Here is a 25,011-nt window from a genome sequence, read left to right on the forward strand (position 1 = left end):
AGAGAAGATGAAATCAAAAAGAAATCTTCTGATCATGCTTTCTTTATCAGCCATTATATTTCTATTAAGCACCGTTCCGGCCGTAATGGAGATGGAGGGGGGAGCTTCTAAGAGCTTGCCTCCAATGAGTCCACCACCCGGCGGCATACCGGATCTTCCTGATGGAGTAACAATGTATGACATCCAGGAGTTAATGGGGAAAGTACAGGCAGAAGGTGAGCTGACACAGGACCTTAAAAAAGAGGCGGAAGCAATGGGACTCCCTTCAGACATGGTTGGGATGATGGAAAGAGGATCACCATCAGGACCAAGAGGATTGAATCCGATCATTATTACCGTTATGATAGGTTCTGCCAGTATGTTCCTTTTCAGTTCTTACAGGCTATATCAAATAAGAAGGTGAGCTTCTTTGATTACCATTTTGATTACAGAAGATGATGCAAACATTCGAAAACTGATGGTCCACTCATTACAGAATGAGGGGTATTCTGTTCTCCAGGCTATAAATGGACGGGGAGCCTTAAATCTAATGGAAGATCATCATATTGATCTCCTGGTTACCGACGTGATGATGCCGGAGATGAACGGAGTCGAGCTGACGTCAGACTTAAGGCAGACCGGTCATCAAATCCCCGTTCTAATGGTGACGGCACTCGAAAGTATAGATGACAAGAAATCAGGCTTTACGTCCGGTGCGGACGATTATATGGTGAAACCCATCGATATGGATGAGTTACTCATGCGTGTCAGAGCACTTCTTCGCCGGGCGCAGATTGTGGCAGATAAGAAGCTGACGATACGACATACAGAACTTCATTATGAACATTTTACAGTGGTGAAAGAAGGAAAAACGATTGAACTTCCTAAAAAGGAATTTTTATTAGTATATAAATTGTTGTCCAGTCCCAAGAAAATATTTACACGCCAGCAGCTGATGGATGAAATATGGGGGCTGAATGCAGAATCAGACAGCAGAACGGTGGATGTGCACATTAAGAGACTAAGGGAAAAGATAAAAGATATTGACGATTTCAGTATTGTCACGGTATGGGGACTCGGTTATAAGGCGGAGATCACCGTATGAAAAGGAGCTATCTGCATTCGATCTATCTTCGTTTCGTGATTATATTTGTAGGAATATTGATGATATCTGGTGTTCTATCCCTTGGGATTTCCACTTTGGTGGGGATGGATGAGATGAAAAATGCTGTCCGGGAGCAATTGAATGAAAGACTGACTACGATGAAACAGCTGGTGGAAGACAAGGGCATACCCGTTGAAGAAGCGGCGGACTACATCGAAGGAGCCGGTGTCCAAGTGAGATTCTTTCCAAATAGAGAAGCGTTGGTTCAAGATAAATGGTTCTCCTTGCCTTCAAATGAAGATCATCACTCGGGAAAAGGAGATATTTTGAATGGAGAGTGGAAGGGGAAGATCAATTTTCCTTCCGTTTCATCCTATGTAGACGACCGTTATGTGGTATTGATACCGCAAGTAAACAATAATCTGATCACACACTTTCAAAATACAGTCAGAACCAATATTCTGACGACCACCATTCTTGGAACATTCTTCGTCTTATTTGCGATTTCCTTAATCGTAAAACGAATTCGAAAGATTTCCAATGCCTCCATTCAGGTGGCGGAAGGTGATCTAAGTGTACAAATAGAAGACAAGGGAAAAGATGAAATTGGTGAACTTGCCAGGAATTTTAATACCATGGTGAAAAAGCTGGGTGAAAACGAATACTTACACAAAGAGTTCGTTGCATCCGTTTCACATGAGTTCAAGACTCCGGTTTCGTCCCTTAAAGGATTCGGTAAAATGCTGAAGAGTAATCACCTTTCCCCTGAAAGGCGCAATGAATATTTGGATATCATCATATCGGAAAGTGAAAGACTTTCTCAGCTGTCGTCCAATTTATTGAGACTATCTGAACTCGACCATGGAGTGAACACCCTCAGGAAAAACAGGTTTTCACTGGATGAACAAATAAAAGAAATGCTCATTCTTTTCCAGGATCAATGGGAACAAAAGAATATTCATCTTCACCTTCATTTAGAGGAAATAGACTATACCGGAGATGAAGAACTGTTAAAGCAGGTGTGGATCAATCTACTAAGTAACAGCATTAAATTTTCACCTGATGGTGGGAGATTGGAAATCAATCTACAAACAGTCGGGAACGATATCCTTGTTTCCTTCTCCGATCACGGAATCGGAATCCCTGAACAGCATCTGAAATCCATTTTCAACCGATTTGTGAAAGTGGATCAATCTCGTTCCCAATACGGAACCGGGTTGGGCCTATCGATAGCCAAGAAAGTAGTCGAACTCCATGCAGGGGAGATTTGGGCGGAGAGCGAGCTTGGGAAGGGAAGTACTTTTAACGTGAAATTAAAGATTGAGGGAAATGAGTAACGGGCTTTTGCGCTACCCGATTAGCTATATAATTTTTTCTAAATTCACACTAAAAAACGCACAGTGATTGGTTATCTGTGCGTTTTTCATCATAGAGATTTTACAAAGGGGTTATGGGATTTTATGTTAATATATAGATATAGTGGTTGTTCCATTAAAGGGCAGCATTCCTGTTATGAAGAAAAATGGGATTTGAACTTAAAAATAACCTCTTGGTATGATATGAGTGTCCAGAGCTGGCCAGCAAAATGGACAAAATCATATATACCAGGAGGCCTTCAAGATGAATTATAACCAAAATGAAAAGATTGCTCAAATCACTTCTCAAACACTAATTATAGGTGTAGATATTGCGAAGTTCAAGCATGTGGCACGTGCTCAAGACTTCAGAGGATTGGAGTTTGGCGCACCTTGTCACTTTGAAAATACCCAAACCCATTTCGAGATGTTTCTAGACTGGATCAAGCAGCTAATGAACGAAAATGAAATGGAGAAGGTCATTATAGGCATGGAACCTACTGGTCACTATTGGCTTAACCTCGCTCATTGCTTAAAAGAAAAAGAGATTAAGTTTGTCGTAGTGAATCCCATGCATGTAAAAAAGTCCAAGGAATTGGATGATAATTCACCAACCAAAAACGATGTGAAGGATGCCAAAGTAATTGCACAGTTAGTCAAAGATGGAAGATACGCTGAACCAAATATTCCGCAAGGAGTGTATGCAGAACTTCGTGTGGCCAGAAAAATACGTGATCTTTTGTCTGTTGATCTACAGGTGCTTCAAGGGCAAATTCACAACTGGTTAGACCGCTATTTCCCTGAATTCCTAACCGTTTTTAAGGATTGGGAGGCGAAAGCAGCATTACAATTATTAAAGTTGAATGTATTACCACATGAGCTGGAACATATCTCAAATCAAGAGATCCTGATTCACCTTAGAAAGGCAGTAAAACGTGCGGTTGGACTCCGTAAAATTCATGAACTAAAACGAGCTGCCAAAGACTCTATTGGCATTCGTGAAGGTTCAAAGATGGCTAAATTAGAGCTCCGCACCTTACTAGAAAAGTATGAGTTGATAATCGAAAGGTTCGAAGAGTTAGATTCTGATATTGAAGAGCTTCTCGAACATATTCCTGGAGTTCCGCAGATGTTAGCCATTACTGGAATTGGCAAGGAGACAGTGGCAGGGTTCTATGCGGAAGTAGGAGACCTAGCGAACTACTCTCACCCTCGCCAAATCATTAAATTGGCCGGACTAAACTTGAAGGAAAACACCTCAGGGAAACATAAAGGGCTAACGAAAATCACGAAACGAGGCAGGAAAGCACTCAGGGCTCTTCTCTTCCGAGTAGCTATGCCGTTAGTCGCCAAGAATGCAGCTTTTAAGGCTCTACATCACTACTATACAACTCGAAAGAGTAATCCTTTGAAGAAGATGCAGTCCATAATTGCCATATGTAACAAGCTTATTCGTATCTTATTTGCGATTGGCAAGAAGCAATGTGAGTTTAGTGAAGAACGAATGTTGAGGGACATACCTCATTTGGCTCCAATACAGAATGCAGCTTAAGTTATTATCGTTAAATATATAGTTTTTTCTAGAGATTTTGACATAGACATTTGAAGCACGGATTAGTCAGTAGAACAACTAAAGTGTGGGCATAGACCCTGTCGGGCAGCATGACTGACATCCACCTCATGGAAAGGTTGGACGAAGGAATTTTAGAGCATAGACTCTGTGAGAATTGGGAGGGTTGACCTCCATGAGAAATGTGGAGATCCACCAGTGCGCCCATACTTTTACTAGTTAACCACTTTTTGGATTAAAGTAGTCAGACTGCGAGTGATAAGATCCGTAGTCAAGAGGGAAACAGCCAATGTAAGTCTCATAGAAATATTGAGAATAAGCGAGAAAACAAGAGTTATCTCTTTCTTTATAGAGGGAGGATTGTTTAGTAAATCGTTTAAATTAAAGGACCATAAAAGAGGTACGGATTTAAAATTAATAATTACTGGAGGGGAATAAAACTTGTACTATGAAAGTATCACTTCAGCACTTTACACAATTATTTTTTGGTGGCTAATATTTCTTATATTCCAAAGAATAAACAACCGTTACCCAGAAAGAAACTCTTGGAAAAAAGATATTACCATCACTTTTTTTCAAAGCGTAATTATTTCCTTATTAATAGCACCTATTGCTTTCTTACTTATTAAATAAGTAAACAAGCCACACGTTGTACTATTCAATTAAATAGGGCGATTGCGGCGTAGTGGATCGCGCCTTACTTAAGGATTGGCAGGATTGTTGAATAAGGTTTTTGTATTATAAATAAATTACAACTAAACATCTTATATTAATAGGATAAGCTTGAAAGGAGTAATCTTTTTGAAAAAATGGTCTTTAGTTTGCCTAATTAGTTGTATTTTGCTTTGGATTCCTAATATCATTTTTCAAATTGCCAGTCCATTTTGGATGTTAACATATATTATAGGTCCAATAGGAATGGGTTTCAGCCTTGTTGGTAAGAATTATATTCTTGCCTTCCTTAATCTAGTTATGACATTTAGTATCTTTTGGTTAATGGCTTTGGGATATTATATTAATAGTTTATAAAGGACCACACTTTTATAATGTTAAATCCTGTTTCAAAAAGAACTTTCATTTTTCATTCAAAGGGGAACGGGGTGGTCAAGATGGGAGAACCTTTTCAATAGGACTTATTAAAGAATCTAGGGCGATGCAGCAAAGTGGGTCTTAAACTATATAGGAGTGAGGTATATGGATAGGTTTTTATTTGTATTTGGTATTATCGTATTTTTCTTTAGTTTTATATTTTTTATAATGAGCTTTTTTGGTGATTATGAAGGTACCACAATGGTAGGTTCTGTATTAGTTATGCTTAATGCAAGTATAGCGATAGGTGTTTCGGAGATTTTAACAAGAACAAAAAAACTAACATAACATTCAACCCTATTCAGCTAACTAGGAGCGATTGCAGCACAATGGGTTGCTCCTTACATAGGAATAGGGCAGGTTTATGTAATAAGATAGTGAAAAAATAATAGGGAAGGAAAGATGTTGAAATGGTTATACAATCGAATATGTCACCAGCAGCAACTGTTGGTGTTTGGAAAGAAACGGAAAATGTTTTCATGAAATATAAAATACCACTTACTAAACAATCATTAGAAACATTGGTTGAAAGTAAACATCTACCTTCGCTACTACAAGAATTGAATTCAGTTGTTGATAGTTCTACCGCTACTTGTATAGAAGGTGGCTGACTAATGCCAATTATAAAGGAGTAGGTTACTCCTAACATTACTAGAATGAAATAAGAAAGCACACACCACAGTGAGTGCTTTCGACTGTTTTATGCGCTTCTGCGGTTCGATTTAAATAACAAAAGCTGAGTTATGATAGCCAGAATAGGCAATTCCAATAAAGGACCTATCACTAGTGTTAAAGCGATTAAAGGTTGGTCTGGGAATGCAGTCATCGCAATCGCTAAAGCGATTGGAGAATTTCTTGCTAAGGTAGTTAAGCTAAAACTTGTTCTGTCGGATATAGGAAACCGCATAAGCTGTCCAACCTTTTGAACAACAAAGAAATTTATAGTGAAAAACAAAAGAATAGGTAAGGTAATTTGCCACATTAAATCTAAATTATCAAGCAGTAATTGCCCTTGTGAAGCAAACATAGCAACGATTGCAAGGCTTAGAAAAATTATCGGTAACACACTGAGATTAGATATAAGATTTTCTTTTAATTGTTGCCTGTTTCTCAAGAACATTTTTGTTAAAAATGCTAAAACTAATGGTATGAATAAAACAATTAAGATACTTTCTACTAGAAACGAAAGCTCTATAACCCCTGTTTTTCCGCCAAAAATTAGAAGATAAACAGGCAACAAAATGACTTGAAGAATTAAGTTTAAAGGTAAGATTGCCGTTGATAACGCAACATTTCCTTTTGCTATCCCTGTAAAGATTAAGTACCAGTCAGTGCATGGTGTAACCATGAGCATGATAAATCCAATATACAACGCTGGATTATCACCTAAAAATACCATTGCTAGCAACCATGCTAGGATAGGTGTCCAGACAAAGTTTATAGTTACTGAAGTATATGTAAATTTGATGTTTATAAAAGCTTTCTTTATTTCATCAATCGGAATTTGTAAGAAAGTAATGTAAAGCATCGCCACTAATAAAGGAACAATAAAGCTCTCAGCATTATTTCTTATTAGTTCTACTTGTCCTATACCTATACCAATAATTACTGCAATGAAAATAAAAAGAGTATAAAGTTTTTCAAATAAGTTCATTGTGTTGCAACCACCCTACAAAAAATAATATAATGCCCTATAATTGTACCATAGCTGACTATTTTGCTTATTGAAGTATGCCCATTGTTCAATAACAATCTTCCGCAATCTAGGGCGATTGTCTAATAAGAAACATTCTAGTTAAAGGGCGTTTTTTACTCATAAAGCAAAAAAGGAATAACCTTTATGGTCATTCCTGAATCCTTTTGTTATTGGATTTTATTATTAGCTGTTTAATTTTGGTGTGATGATAAATGGTTAATGAAATACCAATAAGGCTTAATATTGTTGAAAGAATAGTGCTGTATAACAACCCTCTAGTTACATTCTGGTTGAACAATTCATTACCTCCAATGAAAAGTAAGATACAATTATTATTCTTTTTTGATCAATTATTATGCAACGTTACTACACTTTCTATGGAGTAAAGTCATTCATCTTATTCAACTGTTATCAACAATCTAGGGCGATTGTAGCAAAGTTGATCGCTCCTTACATAAGAATTGGGGAGCATTATAGAACAAGAATTTATTTTTTATGTAGTAGTATAAGTAGAGGTTAGGTGGAAAAATGGTTTGGATGTATATAGGAATAGCAATAATTTTATTAATAGGTTCTTCACTAATAATTTTTGGATTTAAATTCACTAAAGAAAAGCATAAAAAAGAAGAATATATAGGCAATACTGCTGTTTACAATGCTGGGATAGTAGAAACAATCGTATTATTTTTCCTATCTTTTATACTAAAGTTTGTTCCATATTGGTTAATGAAAGTTATTTTAATTTTACTGGGTTCAATGTTAATAATATTTGGAGTCTTCTTACTTATCACCTAAGTAAAGTGGAATAGTGAGTGAAATCTGTTATTGAATAAACTAGGACCTCTAACTGTATAAGGTTAAGGTAAACACAAGGAGTGATGGAAATGAGTTTAGCCAGTTATATTGGCTGTAACGTAAAAATACCCATTAATGAAGAAGATGATGATTTAGTTACAATAGGTAGTTGTTTTTCAGATGAAAAACACCGAATCAGTGTACAGAAGTATCATTTCAAAACTCCTTATGTTTATGAAGTGTCAAGTGATTGGGGAATTGAAATTTCGGAATATATAAATCCTAAAACGGTGCTGAATCAAAAAAGAAGCTAATAGAACTATGTAAAATAATGGACAGTTATCTTGAAAATGGCGATTTTTTTGTACTGTATAGTTGTTGGGTGGGGGAAGAAACAGAAAAGCGAGAAGGCGAATTAACCCTGCAAATTAACAGCTTTGATATTGACCAAATTAAAATGCCGGAAAAAACTCTAGTGCGATTTGAAAAATGAAGTCTTCTTATTCAAGAAGGGAATGCTTTATTTCAGCAAGATAAATGGCTGCAATCATAATTATCTTGATCTTCCGCAATCTAGGGCTTTTCTTTAATAAGATATTAATTGAAGATCTTCAACTATCGGGCGCAATCCTGGAGTAAGGGATTTGCGCTCATTTTATATTTTAGGGCCATTTAATGGAATAAGAGTAATACATTGAATATATAAATAATGGGTTTTGAGGTGGATTACAAAAATACATTCATATATTCTTATATGATATAGGAGTGAAGGTCTTGTTTAGATGAGCAGTCAAGAATAATAAATATAATACTTTCCTCCCTAGGGTAAGATCATAGGTAACGTTCAACATGCTATAATAGTAGTAAAGTTTTACAAAAAATACCTTATGCGGGGTGGGAATTTGGATTGGAAAAGGTTTGAGGCTGATTCATTCTATAGTCAGATGCTTACTTATTGGTATGATGAATGGAACTCCATTTCTGAAGAAGTAAAAAATGGAATGATTGGTATTGATATTGTAAATGTTAGGGTTGTTCTTTTAGACATTATCAATGAGTATGAATTAAATCAATTTGAAAGTGAAAATAATAGAAAAGTATATATAAAATTAATTGACACTCTTATATCCAAAAAATATATAAGTTTTTTTCGAGAAGAATTACTTATCTTGAAAGAAAAGTTAGAGAAAAAGGAAAAAACAGCAGTGTATGTAATTTCTAAAGAATTGTCTAGTCTAATTTCTAAGCAAAGTTTTGCACATATTCTATTTGATGAATTATATTCAATATTAGAGAAAAAATCGTTCCAAAAAAAAGATCGATTAAAAGTTAAAGAATTTACTAAGGAAATAATAGTTGAATTAGTAACTTCTGGGATGGATGTTGAAGATGTTAAAAATATAAGTTCAGAAGTTTTTGAATCATATTCTATCCATGAAGGAAAAATATACATAAGATATAAAGGAATACCTGAAGATTTACAAACAGAGGTAGAAAAGAAGGCTTATATAGATAGCTTAAGTATTCAGCATCGGTTAGATTTTTTCAGGAAACAAATACTTTCCGAGGAGAATGAATATATTTTTATTTATCCTATTTGGGGTATGGTAACAATACCTAAAAGTAACGATACTTCAATTTTTGGCTGTCAGTTGTATAGGCCTGATGTTGAAAAAATGCTTGGAGAGGATGTTCATTTTGATGAAACATTTGATACAAGCTACATTGAAGAGCAAAGTAAAGAATTTGATCCTAATGATAGATATAAATACCAAAGTAGATGTAATGCAAAGGTTCTAGTAACAGGAACTTCTTTTAATTCTGCAACTAAAATAGCTGAGTCGAAATTTTTAAACTTACTGAACTCGCTAAATTTCTATTATGGTCATAAATATCACGAGTTTTTTTGGGATGGTCAGTATAGAGGGAAAAAAGTCGATGAAGAGAATGGCTCTTTCGGTACTTTGTTTGGTTCTAGAGATGATAAACAAATTAGAAGGAATATAAGTAGGAGTAATCCAATCTTTTTAAGTGATAAAAAGTACGAGAATATCAAAAAAATTTCCAAAGTCATACAGGAACTAGAAAAAAGAGAATTATTTTATGAAGCAAATACCATTTTAAGTGTCTTTGATATAATGTCTAAGGCACAATGGCAAAATCAAGAAAATAAACTTCTAAATTATTGGATTGCTGTTGAAAGTTTAGCCAACATATCAAAAAAAGACTCAGAATCTAAATTTACATTCATTAAAGAAACTATATCAAATATGTTTTTTCTTTGGGAACAATACAGACCGCTTCGTAATCTTTTTAGATTAACAGATATATACAGTCGAAGTTTTTATGAAAAAGACAATACGATAAACATACCAGGTGATTTCCTCAAAAGTGTAGGAATTTTCACGTCCCGTTCTGAAGACGCCGTAGTACATTTGAAGAATTTTTATGACAGAATGGAAGAATTAAAAGAATATACTACAAAGGAAAAATTTTTGGATGAAATTGAAGATACAATAACTTTCTATAAAAATAACAAAGAGGCTTTAAAGCAACTTAGAGAAAAAAGAAGTGAAGTTAAATTAACAGTTGATTACATATATAAATGTAGAAACCAAATAGTACATAATGGCTATGTAGATAAAAACCTTGTTCCATACCTAGTTAACTTTGCAGAAGCATATGCTAATACATTAATGAATAGAATTTTAGAAGTATATTCAAACGGACAATATAATCTGCAAATTTACTTTATAAAAGAGATGTATGAAGGGAATTTATTAGAAAAAAAGCTTTCAAGCAACATTCCATTTAAAATTGATCTTGGGGATTAACAAAAAAATAATCGTTTTTAAGTCAAGTAATCTAAAAATAAAACTATAGTGATTCAGCTATTACTTTAATTCATAATAAAATAGAATTATTCAACGATTGGGCGCGAACCTAGAACAAGGATTAGCGCTCAATAAATATCCTTGATAGTAGTTTCAGGTACACAGGGTAACCCAGCCTCCCCCTTTATAACCTGATTATCTAATCCGACATATACAGTGTGTTTTCCACCTTGTTGTAATACTGACAGCAACACTGAAAGTTCATACTCACTAAATCTAGGATATAGCATAATACCAGTAAATTTAGGTTTATTGGAGGCTGGTGCAGCAACCAGAATAGGATTAATCTACCATGTGTGCTTCCCGCGAGGGAGCGACAGTCAGTTGTGCACCTTGGTCGTTGGAGTTAGACTATCGGATGGGCTCTAACGCACCATAGTTCATCGACCTTCCTCTCAGCCGTAGAATCAGTATTGACGGTTCGCAACCATTTTCATTCTCTGTGGTGAAGCGCTGATTTTTGCGCTTCATGGACGGCTATCGGGCGCTATCCAGGAAGGAACAGCGCTCGTTTTTATATGGGCCAAAATGATAAATAGCTTATTGTAAGATTCTTAGATTATGAAATAATTGGTATTAAGTAATCAGGCAGAATTAATGAGTAATGTGATTATTTGATAGCAAATGGGATAGGTTCCTCCACTTGCACTTAATCGAAAATATCTTGCAAAGGATTAGGATATAGCGAAAAAATTTAGAAATCCACAATGTAATAGAAGTCTAATTCCCAATCAATTCCTCTTTAAACAAACGGGTGGGATTAGAACAACCATTTTTCACCTTTAAAAATATGGTAGGACAATTCACCTGTCCCTCTGTCCCAAGCTCCCCACAATTACTACTTAATAGATGTGTTATAGTAATTAAAGAAGCTATTTTAGGAAAGTGGGGATTTTGTTGTCTGCTAAAAAGAATCTATCTCTATATCTTATACAGAACTCGTCTGACCTTGCCGGCCAAGTTGTGAATGATGTGTTAGTCAAAGGTCAATTTAAAGTACCTGATCAAGAAAAAAGCGCCGCAATAGCAATGTATGATAACTTTCTTACCTTTTTAGGTAATATAATAGAACAAGATAACCAGGATGTCCCTTCTGAACTAATAAAATGGAGCAAAAATAATGCTCAAAACCAAGTTACTTCTCAAAGAAACATATCAGAAATTGTAAGTCGATATGGTCCAACGAGAGATGTCTTTGCGGATTTACTCTTGCATTTAAGTGACCAGTTTGAACTTTCTAAAAAAGACACAGTGTACATTTTCAAACGCATTAATCAGATTTTTGATATTAGTCTGGATGAAACAGTTCGTGCATTTGAGGATATAGTGGAAAAGCACAAAAAGGCAATGCAGGAAGAAGCCGACCTCCTCTTCTCCCCTATAGTACCAATACAGGCGGGAATTGCTGTTCTGCCATTGATAGGGAAGATTGATAAACATCGTGCCTCCTACCTAATAAATAAAGTCGTTCCGGGAATTTCTCAAATGCATTTAGATTATCTTATAGCTGACTTTTCAGGAATTAATCATATGGATGAGGTTACTGCTCATCACATTCAAGAAATAGGGAGTGTACTAAGGTTATTAGGAATAAAAGTGATCACCACCGGAATTACTCCTAATTTAGCTCTAACAGCCGTTAAAAGTGGTATAGATATGAGCAGAGTAGAATCATTTACCAACGTAAAAGAAGCTTTGAATAAGTTAAATACCTTTGTATAGAAGAATCAATTAGCATTCTAATTTGGTAATGTCCAAGCCCATAAAAAGCAACGGTGAAAATATTTAGATAATGGTTGATAGTATGGATATGTCGAGAACAGGCTTAATAGGGCTCTATTGTTGAGTACCTTATTTAGTTAGTTGATTACGATCCTCAATCTGCGGAGGTTCTTCCATCCAGCCATTTTTAATCATAATCTTTCCACCATGTTGAGCAAAAGTAGTAATATCTTTTGCAATAAAGGCCATTTTTGCAGGCAAGTCACTTCGTAAACTAAAGGCACCTCCTAAAGCATTACTTCCAAGCCCAAATGAAGATAACAAACTGGTGTTGTACATCATTAATTTATTAGAGAATGGCGCGGTTTTTGACGTCGTTGCCTTACCTGCATGAGTAGCAGGGGGCTCGATATAACTTTGACGCAAAAATTCACCTAAATCGATTTCGATTTTTTTTGATAATTTCATTCCTTGGACAAAATAGTTTTGAACTTCTTTATCAGTAGCAACTTGAGCAAATCCAATCATTAATTGCATCCCTATTAGATTTGTTTCAATGGCATGATGGATGAGAGAGACTTCAACTGTATTCAGGGGCCTCGTTTCACTAAACCATTTAAACCCATCCATATAATTATTATCCTGCACAAAATGAACCTCTTTTGGCATGGATACAAAAGCTGGACGTATAAGTACCCCTCTCTCTAATAGGAATTGAGTTGATTGGCTGTTCATCGCTTGGGATTCTGCCGTCAAACCTGTAAATAAATCTTCAATATCTTTTCGATAGGACATGCCTGTAAAAAGTGCATATAAGCTCATTTCTACTTTAGTCATCATATGCAAATACATGATGTCGTACAGGTAATCATACAACTTTGGAGCGCTTTTATGAACATCGCTTTCTGTAAAACCAATAGGACTGACTGCACCTTCTTTTTGGAAAATACTCGTAATTATTTCTACGGTTTTGGCAGCATTATTATAATGAGATTGTAACAGCTGTTTTTCATCATTATCGGCATGGTCAATAAAATGTTCCAACATTCTGAGGATCATAGTTTTTTCTTGATAAGCCATCCACAAATTAGCTAGTTCTGATGATGTAATAGGCGCTTTGGAAGTCATCCTGTTATAACCCCCTAGTTTTTTTATTAATATAACCATGAGGAAATCGTTTTATTAATAAAAACTTCTACAACTTATTTTCCTTTATGTTTTTCACTACTCATAAGAATTTCATTTACTTATAAACTCAGTTCATTAATGAACTGGTCTTATTAGGAAGAAAACACCGCGATAAGCAGTGCTGTGTTAATTTGTGTGTTGAATTTTCTATTCTGGGTGCTAAATACCCTTTTCAGGTATACCCTCCCAATATGTAAGTAATCCAATATAAATTTAGAACGGGGTTATGCTATAGTATTTTTGTTTATAATAATTGAACTTAAAACTAACTAAAGAACAGCAAGGAAAATAATTGTTGACTTAATAACCAAAAAACTGTTCGACATCGACACTAATATACAATATTCCCACCTAATTTACCTTATATTAATTCTTATCTTGTTTACTTTTGTATAAGTATGGTAGGAGGAAAAAATATTCAAATGAAAAGAATGTTAATGGAAAAAGAAATTAATGAGACGGTAGCATATGTTGTAGATCGATTCCTACAGGCTGGGCTAAAGTATAATCATTTACTTGCTATCACTCGTACTATGACATCTGATTTTGGTGTAAGTTCGGAAAAAGAAGCTGAAAAACTAGTTAAGAACTATCTAACGTCACTTAATCACCCGTATTCGCATTAAATTTATTGATTCATTCATTGCCTATAAGGGTGTTTGTTTAAACTAGAAAAGAGTTACTCAAGAATCTGGCGCAAAAACGGATCAATCAGCCACTAATCTATGAAGGATTAGTGGTTTTATTTAATAAACAAAAAAAGGCAGTATTTTTGAATTAGATGGTAAAATAAATCTTTATAGAAAATATATAATTGCATCTGCCCACCGTGGGGAAAATCCAATGGTTATTGCAAAAATGAGAAGTGGTTTTGCTGCTATTGGTGATACACAGTTTCTACCAGGTTATTGTGTACTATTACCATTCAGAGAATTTAGTTCTTTGGAAGAGCTTAATTATATGCAACGAAGTGAATACTTGCTAGACATGAGTTTAATTGGAGAAGCAATAGTAAAAGTGTGTAATCCAAGAAGAGTTAACTATTCTATTTATGGGAATACAGATGCTTATTTACATGCACATGTGTTTCCACGATATAATTGGGAGCCTGTAGAACGAATTCCTTATCCTGTATGGCAATCTTCAAGTGATAGGTGGCGTAGTACTGAATATCAATACTCTGATGTGAAACATAGAGAATTGAAGGAGAAGTTAAGTAATAAGATTTATGAGTTGATGGAGAAAGCTTATTAAAGCCTATTCTACCCATTATTGAATTAGTTTGTGTAATTACAGCCTAAGACAAGATCGATTCTTGGAGTATTCTTATATAAAAAAAGTTTGCTTAATTGAGAGGATGGCATTAGTGGATTACATAAAGGATTTACGACAGGCGGTAGGTAACATGCCACTGATAATATGTGCAGTAGGTGTTATTGTTTCAGACTCTAACAATAAAATTCTCTTGATCAAAAGAAGTGATGATGGTAACTGGTGTATACCTGGTGGGGTTATGGATGTAGGAGAAAGCATTCAAGAAACCGCAATAAGAGAAGTATTTGAAGAAACATATATGAATATAGGGGAATTGAAGTTGTTGAATGTGTATTCTGGCAAGCAGCAGCATCACATTTATCCAAATGGTGACGAGGTTTACTTTGTTAATGTAGTATTTTTCACATCAACTTATAGTGGTCAATTTAAACCTGATGGGATAGAAAGTGACGAAATTAGGTTTTATAGTATTGATGAATTACCTGATAAAATTTCCCCTACTAATAAACCCTTCATTGAGGACTTTAAGAAATTAAGTAGTAAAAATCAATCTTTATAAGTCGTTACCCTTTAATTATTTGAGAAATTCAATCTTCAGCAATAGGGCGCGAGTGCGGCCAAGCAAGGTCGTGTCATATAACGGGTGGGATTCCCGTCGAGTAAGAACTAGCCATTCGCTCGTAGCGAGTCTTGGAGGACTAAAGGTAACTTTAGTTTTTAAGCGTAGACAGCGAGGGTGGCGGGCCGAAAGCCAAGCGGTTGAAGGGATTGAGCTCCATAATGATTGCAACTTGAGAGGGCTGATGCTTTTCGCGCTGCAGAAAGCTACATTTTATCTTTCGTTAAAGGCAAGAAGGGTAAAACCTCTCTGGAGTCATAGACCTTGGCACGTCATACATTGATATGATACGGCAACTTGGGAGACCCTACCGGTCTTTTCTTATTTAGAAGAGTATGGTGTACAAGTGATAAAAAGCAAGGAAACCAAATGCCGTGTAGGGAGTCGGATAGCAGCGTAGTACCAATGAAATTGGGTAATGCCGATGGAGGAAAGGCTGCTACCTAGTTATCACCCTTACTAGAGACACATTTACTGCACACAGAGGTAGGTATCTTAAATGGAAACAAAACTACTAAGGATAGCAGAATTAGCAAAGTCTGATCCTAAAATGAAATTTACATCTCTTGCACATCTATTAAAGAAGCAAGCACTAGCTCAATGTCATCATGAATTACCCAATAGGAAAGCAACAGGGGTTAATGGGACAACTAAAGAGCAGTACGGTGAAAATCTAGAAGAAAATATAGAGGAGTTAGTAAGTAGGCTTAAAAGCAAAAGCTATCGACCTGTTCCAGTAAGGAGAATGTATATTCCGAAGCTCAATTCAAACAAGAAAAGACCATTAGGAATTCCGGAACACGAAGACAAGATTGTTCAAAAAGGCATTACAAAGATACTAAACACCATCTATGAAAATGATTTTCTAGACTGTTCCTTTGGGTTTCGTCCAAACCGCAGTTGCCATGATGCCTTGAAAATACTGAACCTCTATATTGAAAAGAGGGCAGTAAATTACGTAGTAGATGTCGATATTCGCGGATTCTTCGACAATGTTGACCACAAATGGATGATGGAGTTCCTAAAACTGCGAATTGCCGACCCTAGCCTATTAAGAATAATAGGCAGGTTTCTTAAAGGTGGATATATGGAGGAAGGCAAGAAATACAAAACAGACAACGGCACGCCGCAAGGCGGCGTAATATCTCCGGTATTAGCCAACGTGTATCTCCATTATGTCCTAGACTTATGGTTTGAGAAAAGGGTCAAGAAACACTGTAAAGGGCAGGCATATCTAGTAAGATATGCAGATGATTTTGTGTGCTGTTTTCAATATCAGAGCGAAGCTCAGAAATTCTTCCAATCATTAAAAGTTAGATTAAAGAAATTTAACTTGGAAATTGCCGAGGATAAAACCAAAATTATTCCCTTCGGGCGGCTTGCGGAGAAATATGCAAAACAAAAGGGAAATAGGAAACCAGCAACCTTTGATTTCCTAGGCTTTACACACTATTGTGGGAAAAGTAAACAAGGGAAATTTCGGATGAAACGGAAAACGAGCAGAAAGAAAGTCCAAGCTAAATTAAAAGAATCTAAGGAATGGCTAAAGAAGAATAGAAATAAGAAAATCCATATAATAATGGACAGATTTCGACGCTCGCTTATTGGTTATTACAACTATTATTGCATCACTGATAATACCACAAATGTTGGCAACTTTAAGTGCAAAATCGAGGAACTACTGTTTAAATGGCTCAACAGAAGAAGTCAAAGGAAATCCTTTAAATGGGACAAATTCAGACTATTTCTTGACAAACATCCACTACCTTCACCAAGAATTAAAGTGAATATATATGAATTAAGAAAAGAGATTAGCTATATTCTGTGAATGATGATTAGGAGGAGCCGTGTGCATGAGTAGTGCAAGCACGGTTCTGGGAGGGTTTGGAGCACAATTTACCGCAAGGTAGAAAGGCTCCATTCTACTCGACTCCATGAACAGGATTAGCGCTCATTTTTATTGGGACTGGATGAAGAATAGCTTATTGTAGGAACTTATAGATTATGAAATAATTGGTATTAAGGTGAATGTCTGTAATGGATTGCTCGTAAATAAAAATGGGGTGAAAAGTTGGGAGATAATGAAGAAGTCTGGAGACCTCTTTCTATTACTGAAATTCATAGTATCTTCAGCATAATTCCTATCCAATGGTGGATTGCTGGTGGGTGGGCTTTAGATATTTATTTACAAAAAGTCACAAGGGCTCATGAGGATATTGACATAGTTATCCTAAGACCAGATCACTTAATTTTACAAAGACATCTGGGTAGAGATTGGGAAATGTTTATAGCATTTAAAGGGCATTTAATACCCTGGAACAAGAATCAATTGCTAGACTCTCATTATGATAATATCTGGGTTAAGAAAAAAGATGAATCAACATGGGCTTTCCAAGTAATGTTATTGGATATAGAGGAGAAGAATTGGATCTACAAACGAAACAACACAATAAGAAAGTCACTTGAAGATATTGGGTTAGTATCTTTATCTGGAATACCATTTTTAAAACCAGAAATACAACTTCTTTATAAAGGTGGAAGTTCTGTCATTAGAGAAAAAGACTTTATTGATTTAGGGAATATATTACCTAAATTAAATGTTAGCAACCGTGATTGGTTAAAAAAATCCTTGAAAATACAGTACCCTCATGGACATAAATGGATTGAACTAATAGATTCTTATGCCAAAGTTTAAAATTAGGTAAGGTGAATATGCTTGAATAAAATTATTGATAAACTAAAAGAAATAGATACCGGAGAAATAGGTGTCATATTATTTTCCAGCAAAGAACAAAGGTATGAGACCTCTTTAAATAGTGAACTTACAGTCCCCCTTGCATCTGCAGCAAAAGTGGCAATAGCATATTGTGTAGCAAAATGGGTAGAGGAAAATACATATAATTGGGAAGACCTAATTAATGAGATTTCATTTAATCCAGAAGAAGATAGCAAGGAACTTTATCCTCATCTACAAAATAGAAAATCGCTTCCTTTAAGGGAGGCTGTAGAAGTAATGATTGCTTGTCACGATAGTTATGTTGCTAGAAGTATTGTTAATTATTGTGGTGGCTGGAAAAAGTTGAACCATTCAATCCAATCTTATTATCCAACAATAAGTATTACTGAAAACCCAAGAGATATTAAAAACAAGGGTCAGCTAAACCAAATCCTTGAAATAATGATACATATTTTTCAAGGCTACAAAACTCAACCTCTCCTTTGGACACCAATAATTAATGGTTTAGTTAGACAAAAAGGAGATATGACGCATATTCCAACACACCATCTAAATCATATGACAGGTGGATTAGACAACGTTGTGATTGATATTGGCATAATCGGTGACTTCAATGAAAATCCTTTTATTTTTGCAGTAGGTGCTACTAGTTTACCTAATAGATTTACCAATCAGGCTGCTGATAATAAAATTATGGAAGCTATGAATTTGCTTTATGAGGAATATTTAAAGCAATAAAGTGCTGTACTTAATTATAGAGAGAAAGCTTTTTACATGTTCAAGAATCAGACAGGATTATGGATTGAAAATAAGGTGAAAAGGTGTTGGTTGAACTGGAATCTTTTCAAATGGTTAGTTCAATATTAAAGAACAGTAGACTTGTTCGGGTATATCTTCCCAAGAGTTATTCAAAATTAGAAAGCAAGCGATATCCAGTTTTATATATGCACGATGGTCAAAATGTGTTTCAAGATAGGGATGCAATTGGCGGTATTTCGTTAGGGCTAGAAGAATATGTAGAAAAGAATGATATAGATGTAATTATAGTAGCTATTGACCAAGTCGTTGAAGAACGTAAAAATGAGTATTGTCCATGGGTAAGTGGAGAGTTTGTAAGAGAATTAACGGGTAATAGTGATTCTTATGGCGGAAAAGGAGAGCAATATATCGAGTTTATAGTCCAAGAATTGAAACCTACCATTGATAGTAATTACCGCACTATTAGAGATAATAGCCTGATGGCAGGAATATCACTTGGTGGATTAATCACGATTTACGCTGCCTGTAAATATCCTCATTTATTCCGTACTATAATTTGTTTATCTTCTTCCTTTTGGTCTAATCAGGAGGAAATAGAAAAACTTATTGATGATAGTGATCTTACACTCATTGAGTCCATTTATTTAGACTGCGGAACAAATGAGGCTGGTGAAGGGACCAAATTAAGTGATGAATTTATTAAGTCTAATCAAATCATCTATAGGAAATTAAAAGATAAAATCCTAAATACAAGTTTTGTGGTTGTTCCAGATGCTGAACATTCTTATAGATTTTTCAAAAGAAGAAAGCGAGAATTGTTTCTCTCTTTACAAAAAAAGTGATAAATAAGGAGCTTTATATATATGAGTGTTAAACCAATGATAATTTCAATAGCAGCTGTTTCAGGCGGAGGAAAAACTACAATAACCAAAAAATTGAGTTTAGTCCTAGAAGATGCAAAAGAGTTGTTTTTTGATGATTATGACTTTGAAAACGCACCAGATGACATTGTTCAATGGGTGGATCAGGGAGCTGATTATAACCTTTGGAATTTAGACCCATTGATTTCAGATATTGAGAGGATGAAATCCTCTAGCGAAGTACCTACATACATATTACTAGACTATCCGTTTTCATATATGAACGAAAAGATGAAAAAATACATTGACCTATCAATCTATATAGATACTCCTTTAGACGTTGCGATGGCCAGAAGAATACTTAGAGATCACACAAAAAGCAACATTATCGATGTTCATAATGATGTAAAATTTTATTTGCAATATGGAAGAGTGGCTTATCTAGAAATGGAAAATAGTATTAAATCGAATTCAGATATAGTGATTGACGGAACTCTACCTTCAGATAAAATCGTTGAACTGATAATCAAAGAAATGAGAAATAGGGGTTTATAGTATCTTCAACAATCGGGCGCAATTGATCAATAAGAACAGTCGCTTCTTGTGCTAACGAAGCAGGAATGTGTAATAAAGGGGGATATTAAATGGAACTAAAAATTGAGTATTATGTTCTGGCTTTGCTTGTAATTTCGTTTGGGTTTTTCTCTATTGTTGCTGGTTTCTTGGATGGGACAAGTGAGGCATATAGAGACTTTTTACTAACTATTGCAGTAGTTCACTTTGTCATGTCAAAATTGATAACAATAAAACAGAATAAAGGGCAACAAGAAAAATAATTTTTTTATTAACGGGTGCTTATCTGCAACAAGATAAGCATCTTTTTATGGGAATATATCTTGAGTAAATGTCTGATATTTGAAATAATTGGTATTAAGCAATAGGGTAGCATTCCTGTGAAGCAGATTTTAAATGAAGATAAATATATGGGGGGGTGGCTATGTGGATAGGAATAGTTTTAGCTTTTATAGGCGGAGCTTTAACGTTATGGTTGGAGGGATTTGGGGGATTATTTATTACAAATATTAAGCTGGGGTTTTTAACAGGAATCTTTCTTAATTTCTATCTGAACTATGTGGACGAAAACTTACTATAGCTATTCAGCTAACTGGGGGGGCGATTGCAGCATAGCAGATCGCCCCTAACTTAAGATTAGGGCAGGATTGTGGAATAAGGATATGCGTACAAATTGAATATTCAAAGGGGCGAGTGCAATAGATAAACGAAGGGAAGCTACACCGAAATATTTTATACTGATGTCTGTAATTTTAGGTCTACTCGTTATTATTCAAAGTGTACCAGTTATTTACGCCCCTCATACATTTGTGAGAGTTGTAAACTTAATTGTTATCATCTTTCTATCTGCAATTGTGGGGGCTTTTATTAGAGAAGTGTTTGTTTTAAAAAAGAAATAAAATCAACGGGACAAAAGATATAGACCAATAATTAGGGTTACTGGGTTTTCTGTTATATAGGGCGATTGCAGCATAGTGGATTGCTCCTTACTTAAGAATTGGGCAGGATAATGGAACAAGATTTTAGTATAGAAATGTGGGTGAATGAATGGACAAAGTTGAAGAGAAATTAAAAGAAACTGATAAGAAAAGACGAATTTTCACATTATTGATAGTGGTTTTTATTATTGGGGCAATAACCATCCCTTTTATTAAATTACCCGTTAATGCTGCTGGTTTGTTAGTTCCGTTTAAGGTTGAGTCTGCAACGTACGTTCCAATAGATGTAGAAAAACAATATTCTAAAATTAGTGGTTTTAATAGAGTGAAAACTATATATGAAAATCAAGAAGAGTCAATTACAGTGTGGGCTACAAGCGAAATTGGCTGGAATAATGTATCAAATTGGGATGAACAAATAACACTTTATGACGGTACAACTGCATATTACAATGTTATTGATGATAACGTTCATATGATTAGCTGGAGAAAAGATGAGGTGGAATATGCGATTGATTATAAAGGAGCCAAAGAAATATCGAAAGAAAAATTGATTAAAATGGTTCAATCTATAGAGTAATCAAAGCACGACTTCTTCAATTATCTAGGGCGATTGCAGCATAGGTGATCGCTCTTTCCGTACTTAAGAATAGGGCAGGATTGTTTAACAACATATAAAATTTAGATAAAGGAGTTGAGCAAGTGATTGGTTATTTTATAGTCTTATGGTTGATTTTTGGCTTTATATTTGTTTTTGCTTTTGCCAACAAAACATCAGCTACTAAAAGAACACTGTTCGGCAATTATTTATTTTTTACTTCATTAGTGGGATTTCTAATTTCATTTATACTTAATATCTTAATATATTTTGAATTTATCAAAGAGGGACTTTTCACAGGAAATAATACCGCTAATAGTTGTACAGCTTTTATTGTAGTTGCTTTGATTGCCAAATATCTTATAGTACGGAAAAATAATAATCCACAAGAAATATATTAATAAGTCAGAGGCAATTAAGCACTATGATATTGAGTTAATTAGGTGCTAGTACCACAAGTAAAATATACATTATAAGGTGATTTATTATTATGGAAGTCTTTTTTTGTCATACAAATCAACACTAAACACTAATTGAGCCAATTTTATGATATGACAACTGAAAAAACTATTAATGTTTCTTGATAAAACAAGATTTCATTTAAAATAGATGGGCCTTCTTTTATTCGGCAATCTGGAGCTTTAATGTAATAAGAGTAAATTAAATTACAAAAAAACCAGAATCATTTGATCTGGTTTTTTCTTTTGATCTGTTTAATTCACAAGTTAGCCTACTTGTAACTCTACAGAAGAAAAGCATCTAAGATAAGTACGAAGAAAATCATTTGATAGTTTAAAGGGAAGATTTTCCACTTTTTATTTCCACCATTCTGTTTTCCAGTAACCAAGCAAGGTATGGTTTATCCAAGTGGCTATATCATTAAAAATTCTTTGTAGTGTTAGTGCTATTGCTTCGTTGTGTTCAGACACCCTACTTAATAAATTTAAATACCTATCTCGTAATGAAGGGTGATATTGACTAGCCTCCTCAGGGTGTTTATCATATAAGGCTAGCATTAATATTACTATTAATGGAGCGAATAATGTGTTGTCGTTCCTTTTTTTCATTCCTCTGATTAATAGATTAAATCCAAAATCATCTGCAGCAAATTCATCTAAATACCTTTGATTGTAAGTAACATCAGTAGGTATAAATTTTGATACAAGGTTTCTGCCATTTGACTCTGTATGCTTTAAAAAATGATGGCCAATTTCATGACCTAATATAAAAGACATGCCTGCTACAAATAAATCTGTTGCTATATTTAATCTAGGAGATTTAATATCCACCTCTAGATCATCATGTACATCTTCTAAAATAGCTTTTTTTAGTAGCGCTTCTTTGTCCATTAATAACAATAACTTCTCACACATTTCTGGAAGTAGATTAAACCTTGCTCTTTCATCACTAAGTTGCATACCATATAAATGGTAAGAAACAAAATGAGAAAATAAATCTAGTTGAATATCAATATCAAAATGAGTTTTTATCAAGTAGCCTTCAAATTCATCATCCATGTTAATAGCTTCTGCATCTAATCCAGGATTGCCAAGTACACCAACATAAATCTTTTTTAGCTCATTGACTAGGTCATCTTCTGCATCAGTTATAAAATTTAGGATTAGACTATTAATAAAAAAATCATTACTGTACCACATTTCTCTCCCCAAGTATGAATTCGTTACATTTCCAAAGTCTTCTTGTTCTTTAAGTATTTTTTGGGCGATTTTAAAGTGATGAGAGTTTTCGTCCTTAGCTATTGATTCTAACAAGTGTTTATCCCAGTCTTCCGTTCCGCCTAATCTATCTAAAAATCTCTTTTTTACTGATTTTTTATATATCATTCTATTCACCTCTAATGATAATGATATGTATTATACTATTATATTAAACTAAATATATGAAAAAACCACGCATTACTAACTGACTGTAATGTATTTCACTTCTTTGTACTTCTATAGAATCATAGTTCTCCCGTAATGTAATCATTCTAGTTTCCCATAAACAAAAAAATGTTAAATTGTGGTTTCATTAAAAAGGGAAATAAAGGTATAATTATTGTGGACAAAAGTCGTAAAAGGGGGAAATATGATTGAATTTATTAGATTTTATACCACAGATACCTATAGATCAAAAATATTGGTTTGTCAGAACTAATTCTGGTGATTACTACGATGACTTTGTAAATGAAGGGTTCATAGGAATTGGATGGAATAAAATTACTAATGAATATTTTAAAGATAATAGACCTTTGGGTGTTGTTGTTAAAGAAAGGTACCCAGATACTATTAAATATAATCATGTAGCAAATCAAATTGATACTTTCTCAAGAGGAATAAAAAAAGGTGATATTGTTTTAATTCCTTCAACGAAATCAACTTTTATTCATTTTGGAATTGTGCAAGATAATGAGGCATATGAAGAGGAAGAAATTCCTGTTGAACTAGAAGATATAGATAACCACCCAGAATTAGAGTTTAATTTTGAAGGGGTTTGCCCATATAGGAAAAGGAGAAGAGTAAAGTGGATTGATGTAAAGAAAAGAGATAAGCTTGACCCTCAACTATATAGACTTATATATTCTCAACAAACAATAACTGACGCAAAACCATACTCAGTTTTTATAGAAAGAGCATTATATGACTTTTTTATCAAAGGTGACAAATGCCATATGGTTTTACATGTTGAAAAAAAGGGAGATATAAAAGGGAATCATCTTGTTCCGTTTATGGCAGATGTTTTAAATATTGCTAATTCAAATCTAGAAGAGAAAGAAGAAGGAGTAGATTTGAAGGTTCGCGTTCAATCTGAGGGAACGATAGAATTAATAGGGCTTATCCCAGTAATTATTATTGCATCAGTTACAATCGTAGGAATCTTAGGAGGCAGAGCCAAAGTTCTGGGTATGGAGATAGATACACCTGGTATTATTGGTAGAGTTCTCGAATGGAAAGAGAAAAATCAAGAAATAAAACCGAAAAATCAACAGGTTCAAGAAGCTCAACAGGTAAGTCAAATACCCGAACAACAACAAGCACGTTTAAAGTCTAACGCGGAGGAACTAGATATAAAATTACCGGAAAATTTAGAGAAATCTCTAAAAGAATATTTAGTTCAATTAACTCAAGATAATAATGACCAAAGTTCCTCAAAGAAAAAAGTCGTTAGTGAAAATATACAAAAAGATGAGGAATATTAAAAGGATTTTTTTAGGACAAATAATTTAAGTACCCATACTAATGTCCTGAATGGGTCATGG

The 25,011-nt window shown here is 34.6% G+C and carries 26 protein-coding genes and 1 pseudogene; 24 read left to right on the forward strand and 3 right to left on the reverse strand.

Translation table 11 applies throughout. The annotated features are described in order from the left end of the window. Nucleotides 1–7 precede the first annotated feature (7 nt). From B4U37_RS01795 to B4U37_RS01830, 6 genes are all read left to right on the forward strand, one after another. Nucleotides 8–403 carry a hypothetical protein gene (locus tag B4U37_RS01795; protein WP_088016820.1) on the forward strand — a complete coding sequence of 132 codons (396 nt, stop codon included), beginning with the start codon at nucleotides 8–10 and terminating at the stop codon, nucleotides 401–403. Between the two features lie 6 nt (nucleotides 404–409). Continuing rightward, nucleotides 410–1,084, forward strand: coding sequence for a response regulator transcription factor (locus B4U37_RS01800; protein WP_088016821.1), 675 nt, complete (start codon nucleotides 410–412; stop codon nucleotides 1,082–1,084). Beyond that, nucleotides 1,081–2,421: a sensor histidine kinase gene (locus B4U37_RS01805; RefSeq protein ID WP_088016822.1), complete on the forward strand. Its 1,341-nt coding sequence runs from the start codon at nucleotides 1,081–1,083 to the stop codon at nucleotides 2,419–2,421. The genes B4U37_RS01800 and B4U37_RS01805 overlap by 4 nt, the downstream gene beginning before the upstream one ends. Before the next feature lie 283 nt (nucleotides 2,422–2,704). Further along, complete coding sequence (locus tag B4U37_RS01810) at nucleotides 2,705–3,991, forward strand: IS110 family RNA-guided transposase (protein WP_088016823.1); 1,287 nt, start codon at nucleotides 2,705–2,707, stop codon at nucleotides 3,989–3,991. A 1,212-nt stretch (nucleotides 3,992–5,203) separates the two neighbouring features. Next, on the forward strand, nucleotides 5,204–5,386 hold the full coding sequence (locus tag B4U37_RS01825; RefSeq protein WP_088016825.1) for a hypothetical protein: 183 nt from the start codon (nucleotides 5,204–5,206) through the stop codon (nucleotides 5,384–5,386). Between the two features lie 140 nt (nucleotides 5,387–5,526). Then, nucleotides 5,527–5,709: a hypothetical protein gene (locus B4U37_RS01830; protein WP_245840027.1), complete on the forward strand. Its 183-nt coding sequence runs from the start codon at nucleotides 5,527–5,529 to the stop codon at nucleotides 5,707–5,709. A gap of 89 nt (nucleotides 5,710–5,798) precedes the next feature. Here B4U37_RS01830 and B4U37_RS01835 read toward each other — a convergent pair whose 3' ends face one another. After that, nucleotides 5,799–6,752, reverse strand: a complete 954-nt coding sequence (locus B4U37_RS01835; protein WP_088016827.1) for an arsenic resistance protein — start codon at nucleotides 6,750–6,752, stop codon at nucleotides 5,799–5,801. 570 nt (nucleotides 6,753–7,322) lie between these two features. On the opposite strand from B4U37_RS01835, the gene B4U37_RS01840 reads away from it, so the two are divergent. The 4 genes and pseudogenes from B4U37_RS01840 (at nucleotide 7,323) to B4U37_RS01855 (ending at nucleotide 12,205) form a co-directional block, all read left to right on the forward strand. Further along, nucleotides 7,323–7,589, forward strand: a complete 267-nt coding sequence (locus tag B4U37_RS01840) for a hypothetical protein (protein WP_088016828.1) — start codon at nucleotides 7,323–7,325, stop codon at nucleotides 7,587–7,589. Nucleotides 7,590–7,678: 89 nt separating this feature from the next. Next, a pseudogene (locus B4U37_RS01845) lies at nucleotides 7,679–8,082 on the forward strand (hypothetical protein). A gap of 451 nt (nucleotides 8,083–8,533) precedes the next feature. Continuing rightward, the gene (locus B4U37_RS01850; protein WP_245840028.1) at nucleotides 8,534–10,423 is read left to right on the forward strand and encodes a hypothetical protein; all 1,890 of its coding nucleotides are present in this window, start codon (nucleotides 8,534–8,536) and stop codon (nucleotides 10,421–10,423) included. Nucleotides 10,424–11,380: 957 nt separating this feature from the next. Continuing rightward, nucleotides 11,381–12,205: an STAS domain-containing protein gene (locus B4U37_RS01855; RefSeq protein ID WP_088016830.1), complete on the forward strand. Its 825-nt coding sequence runs from the start codon at nucleotides 11,381–11,383 to the stop codon at nucleotides 12,203–12,205. Between the two features lie 129 nt (nucleotides 12,206–12,334). On the opposite strand, the gene B4U37_RS01860 is transcribed toward B4U37_RS01855, so the two are convergent. Further along, on the reverse strand, nucleotides 12,335–13,333 hold the full coding sequence (locus tag B4U37_RS01860) for a DUF3231 family protein (RefSeq protein ID WP_088016831.1): 999 nt from the start codon (nucleotides 13,331–13,333) through the stop codon (nucleotides 12,335–12,337). Between the two features lie 497 nt (nucleotides 13,334–13,830). Here B4U37_RS01860 and B4U37_RS01865 point away from each other — a divergent pair, with 497 nt between their 5' ends. The 13 genes from B4U37_RS01865 (at nucleotide 13,831) to B4U37_RS01920 (ending at nucleotide 22,153) form a co-directional block, all read left to right on the forward strand. Beyond that, nucleotides 13,831–14,019 (forward strand): hypothetical protein, encoded by a 189-nt coding sequence (locus B4U37_RS01865; RefSeq protein WP_157663680.1) that lies wholly within the window; start codon nucleotides 13,831–13,833, stop codon nucleotides 14,017–14,019. Between the two features lie 217 nt (nucleotides 14,020–14,236). Continuing rightward, on the forward strand, nucleotides 14,237–14,647 hold the full coding sequence (locus B4U37_RS01870) for an HIT family protein (RefSeq protein ID WP_088016833.1): 411 nt from the start codon (nucleotides 14,237–14,239) through the stop codon (nucleotides 14,645–14,647). A 103-nt stretch (nucleotides 14,648–14,750) separates the two neighbouring features. Continuing rightward, nucleotides 14,751–15,227, forward strand: coding sequence for an NUDIX hydrolase (locus B4U37_RS01875; RefSeq protein WP_088016834.1), 477 nt, complete (start codon nucleotides 14,751–14,753; stop codon nucleotides 15,225–15,227). A 610-nt stretch (nucleotides 15,228–15,837) separates the two neighbouring features. Continuing rightward, nucleotides 15,838–17,115 (forward strand): group II intron reverse transcriptase/maturase, encoded by a 1,278-nt coding sequence (gene ltrA, locus B4U37_RS01880; protein ID WP_483883388.1) that lies wholly within the window; start codon nucleotides 15,838–15,840, stop codon nucleotides 17,113–17,115. A 243-nt stretch (nucleotides 17,116–17,358) separates the two neighbouring features. Continuing rightward, a complete protein-coding gene (locus B4U37_RS01885) occupies nucleotides 17,359–17,982 on the forward strand; it encodes a nucleotidyltransferase domain-containing protein (RefSeq protein ID WP_088016836.1) in 624 nt (207 codons plus the stop codon). 21 nt (nucleotides 17,983–18,003) lie between these two features. Beyond that, on the forward strand, nucleotides 18,004–18,762 hold the full coding sequence (locus B4U37_RS01890; RefSeq protein WP_088016837.1) for a serine hydrolase: 759 nt from the start codon (nucleotides 18,004–18,006) through the stop codon (nucleotides 18,760–18,762). A gap of 86 nt (nucleotides 18,763–18,848) precedes the next feature. Then, on the forward strand, nucleotides 18,849–19,625 hold the full coding sequence (locus B4U37_RS01895; protein ID WP_245840029.1) for an alpha/beta hydrolase: 777 nt from the start codon (nucleotides 18,849–18,851) through the stop codon (nucleotides 19,623–19,625). A 21-nt stretch (nucleotides 19,626–19,646) separates the two neighbouring features. Next, the gene (locus B4U37_RS01900; protein WP_088016838.1) at nucleotides 19,647–20,198 is read left to right on the forward strand and encodes a nucleoside/nucleotide kinase family protein; all 552 of its coding nucleotides are present in this window, start codon (nucleotides 19,647–19,649) and stop codon (nucleotides 20,196–20,198) included. Nucleotides 20,199–20,287: 89 nt separating this feature from the next. Beyond that, nucleotides 20,288–20,479, forward strand: a complete 192-nt coding sequence (locus tag B4U37_RS01905; RefSeq protein WP_010194053.1) for a hypothetical protein — start codon at nucleotides 20,288–20,290, stop codon at nucleotides 20,477–20,479. A gap of 161 nt (nucleotides 20,480–20,640) precedes the next feature. After that, the gene (locus B4U37_RS22150) at nucleotides 20,641–20,796 is read left to right on the forward strand and encodes a hypothetical protein (RefSeq protein ID WP_010194054.1); all 156 of its coding nucleotides are present in this window, start codon (nucleotides 20,641–20,643) and stop codon (nucleotides 20,794–20,796) included. A 160-nt stretch (nucleotides 20,797–20,956) separates the two neighbouring features. Next, nucleotides 20,957–21,115, forward strand: a complete 159-nt coding sequence (locus tag B4U37_RS01910) for a hypothetical protein (protein WP_245840030.1) — start codon at nucleotides 20,957–20,959, stop codon at nucleotides 21,113–21,115. Nucleotides 21,116–21,263: 148 nt separating this feature from the next. Further along, on the forward strand, nucleotides 21,264–21,734 hold the full coding sequence (locus tag B4U37_RS01915) for a hypothetical protein (protein WP_088016839.1): 471 nt from the start codon (nucleotides 21,264–21,266) through the stop codon (nucleotides 21,732–21,734). A gap of 122 nt (nucleotides 21,735–21,856) precedes the next feature. Next, entirely contained in the window at nucleotides 21,857–22,153 is a 297-nt protein-coding gene (locus B4U37_RS01920) for a hypothetical protein (RefSeq protein ID WP_088016840.1), read from the forward strand. A gap of 414 nt (nucleotides 22,154–22,567) precedes the next feature. Here B4U37_RS01920 and B4U37_RS01925 read toward each other — a convergent pair whose 3' ends face one another. Then, a complete protein-coding gene (locus tag B4U37_RS01925) occupies nucleotides 22,568–23,596 on the reverse strand; it encodes a phage exclusion protein Lit family protein (protein ID WP_245840031.1) in 1,029 nt (342 codons plus the stop codon). Between the two features lie 248 nt (nucleotides 23,597–23,844). On the opposite strand from B4U37_RS01925, the gene B4U37_RS01930 reads away from it, so the two are divergent. Continuing rightward, nucleotides 23,845–24,951, forward strand: a complete 1,107-nt coding sequence (locus tag B4U37_RS01930) for a hypothetical protein (protein WP_088016841.1) — start codon at nucleotides 23,845–23,847, stop codon at nucleotides 24,949–24,951. Nucleotides 24,952–25,011 lie beyond the last annotated feature (60 nt).

This window comes from Sutcliffiella horikoshii, from assembly GCF_002157855.1.
GTDB classification, from domain to species: domain Bacteria; phylum Bacillota; class Bacilli; order Bacillales; family Bacillaceae_I; genus Sutcliffiella_A; species Sutcliffiella_A horikoshii_C.

Bases quoted from the DNA above. Each gene is read 5' to 3' on its own strand.
- B4U37_RS01865 (WP_157663680.1), top strand. From the start codon at position 13,831: ATGGAAAAAGAAATTAATGAGACGGTAGCATATGTTGTAGATCGATTC.
- B4U37_RS01795 (WP_088016820.1), top strand. From the start codon at position 8: ATGAAATCAAAAAGAAATCTTCTGATCATGCTTTCTTTATCAGCCATT.
- B4U37_RS01840 (WP_088016828.1), top strand. From the start codon at position 7,323: ATGGTTTGGATGTATATAGGAATAGCAATAATTTTATTAATAGGTTCT.
- B4U37_RS01825 (WP_088016825.1), top strand. From the start codon at position 5,204: ATGGATAGGTTTTTATTTGTATTTGGTATTATCGTATTTTTCTTTAGT.
- B4U37_RS22150 (WP_010194054.1), top strand. From the start codon at position 20,641: ATGTGGATAGGAATAGTTTTAGCTTTTATAGGCGGAGCTTTAACGTTA.
- B4U37_RS01860 (WP_088016831.1), bottom strand. From the start codon at position 13,333: ATGACTTCCAAAGCGCCTATTACATCATCAGAACTAGCTAATTTGTGG.
- ltrA (WP_483883388.1), top strand. From the start codon at position 15,838: ATGAAATTTACATCTCTTGCACATCTATTAAAGAAGCAAGCACTAGCT.
- B4U37_RS01905 (WP_010194053.1), top strand. From the start codon at position 20,288: ATGGAACTAAAAATTGAGTATTATGTTCTGGCTTTGCTTGTAATTTCG.
- B4U37_RS01805 (WP_088016822.1), top strand. From the start codon at position 1,081: ATGAAAAGGAGCTATCTGCATTCGATCTATCTTCGTTTCGTGATTATA.
- B4U37_RS01870 (WP_088016833.1), top strand. From the start codon at position 14,237: ATGGTTATTGCAAAAATGAGAAGTGGTTTTGCTGCTATTGGTGATACA.
- B4U37_RS01915 (WP_088016839.1), top strand. From the start codon at position 21,264: ATGGACAAAGTTGAAGAGAAATTAAAAGAAACTGATAAGAAAAGACGA.
- B4U37_RS01900 (WP_088016838.1), top strand. From the start codon at position 19,647: ATGAGTGTTAAACCAATGATAATTTCAATAGCAGCTGTTTCAGGCGGA.
- B4U37_RS01830 (WP_245840027.1), top strand. From the start codon at position 5,527: ATGTCACCAGCAGCAACTGTTGGTGTTTGGAAAGAAACGGAAAATGTT.
- B4U37_RS01850 (WP_245840028.1), top strand. From the start codon at position 8,534: ATGCTTACTTATTGGTATGATGAATGGAACTCCATTTCTGAAGAAGTA.
- B4U37_RS01835 (WP_088016827.1), bottom strand. From the start codon at position 6,752: ATGAACTTATTTGAAAAACTTTATACTCTTTTTATTTTCATTGCAGTA.
- B4U37_RS01810 (WP_088016823.1), top strand. From the start codon at position 2,705: ATGAATTATAACCAAAATGAAAAGATTGCTCAAATCACTTCTCAAACA.
- B4U37_RS01910 (WP_245840030.1), top strand. From the start codon at position 20,957: ATGTCTGTAATTTTAGGTCTACTCGTTATTATTCAAAGTGTACCAGTT.
- B4U37_RS01925 (WP_245840031.1), bottom strand. From the start codon at position 23,596: ATGATATATAAAAAATCAGTAAAAAAGAGATTTTTAGATAGATTAGGC.
- B4U37_RS01875 (WP_088016834.1), top strand. From the start codon at position 14,751: ATGGCATTAGTGGATTACATAAAGGATTTACGACAGGCGGTAGGTAAC.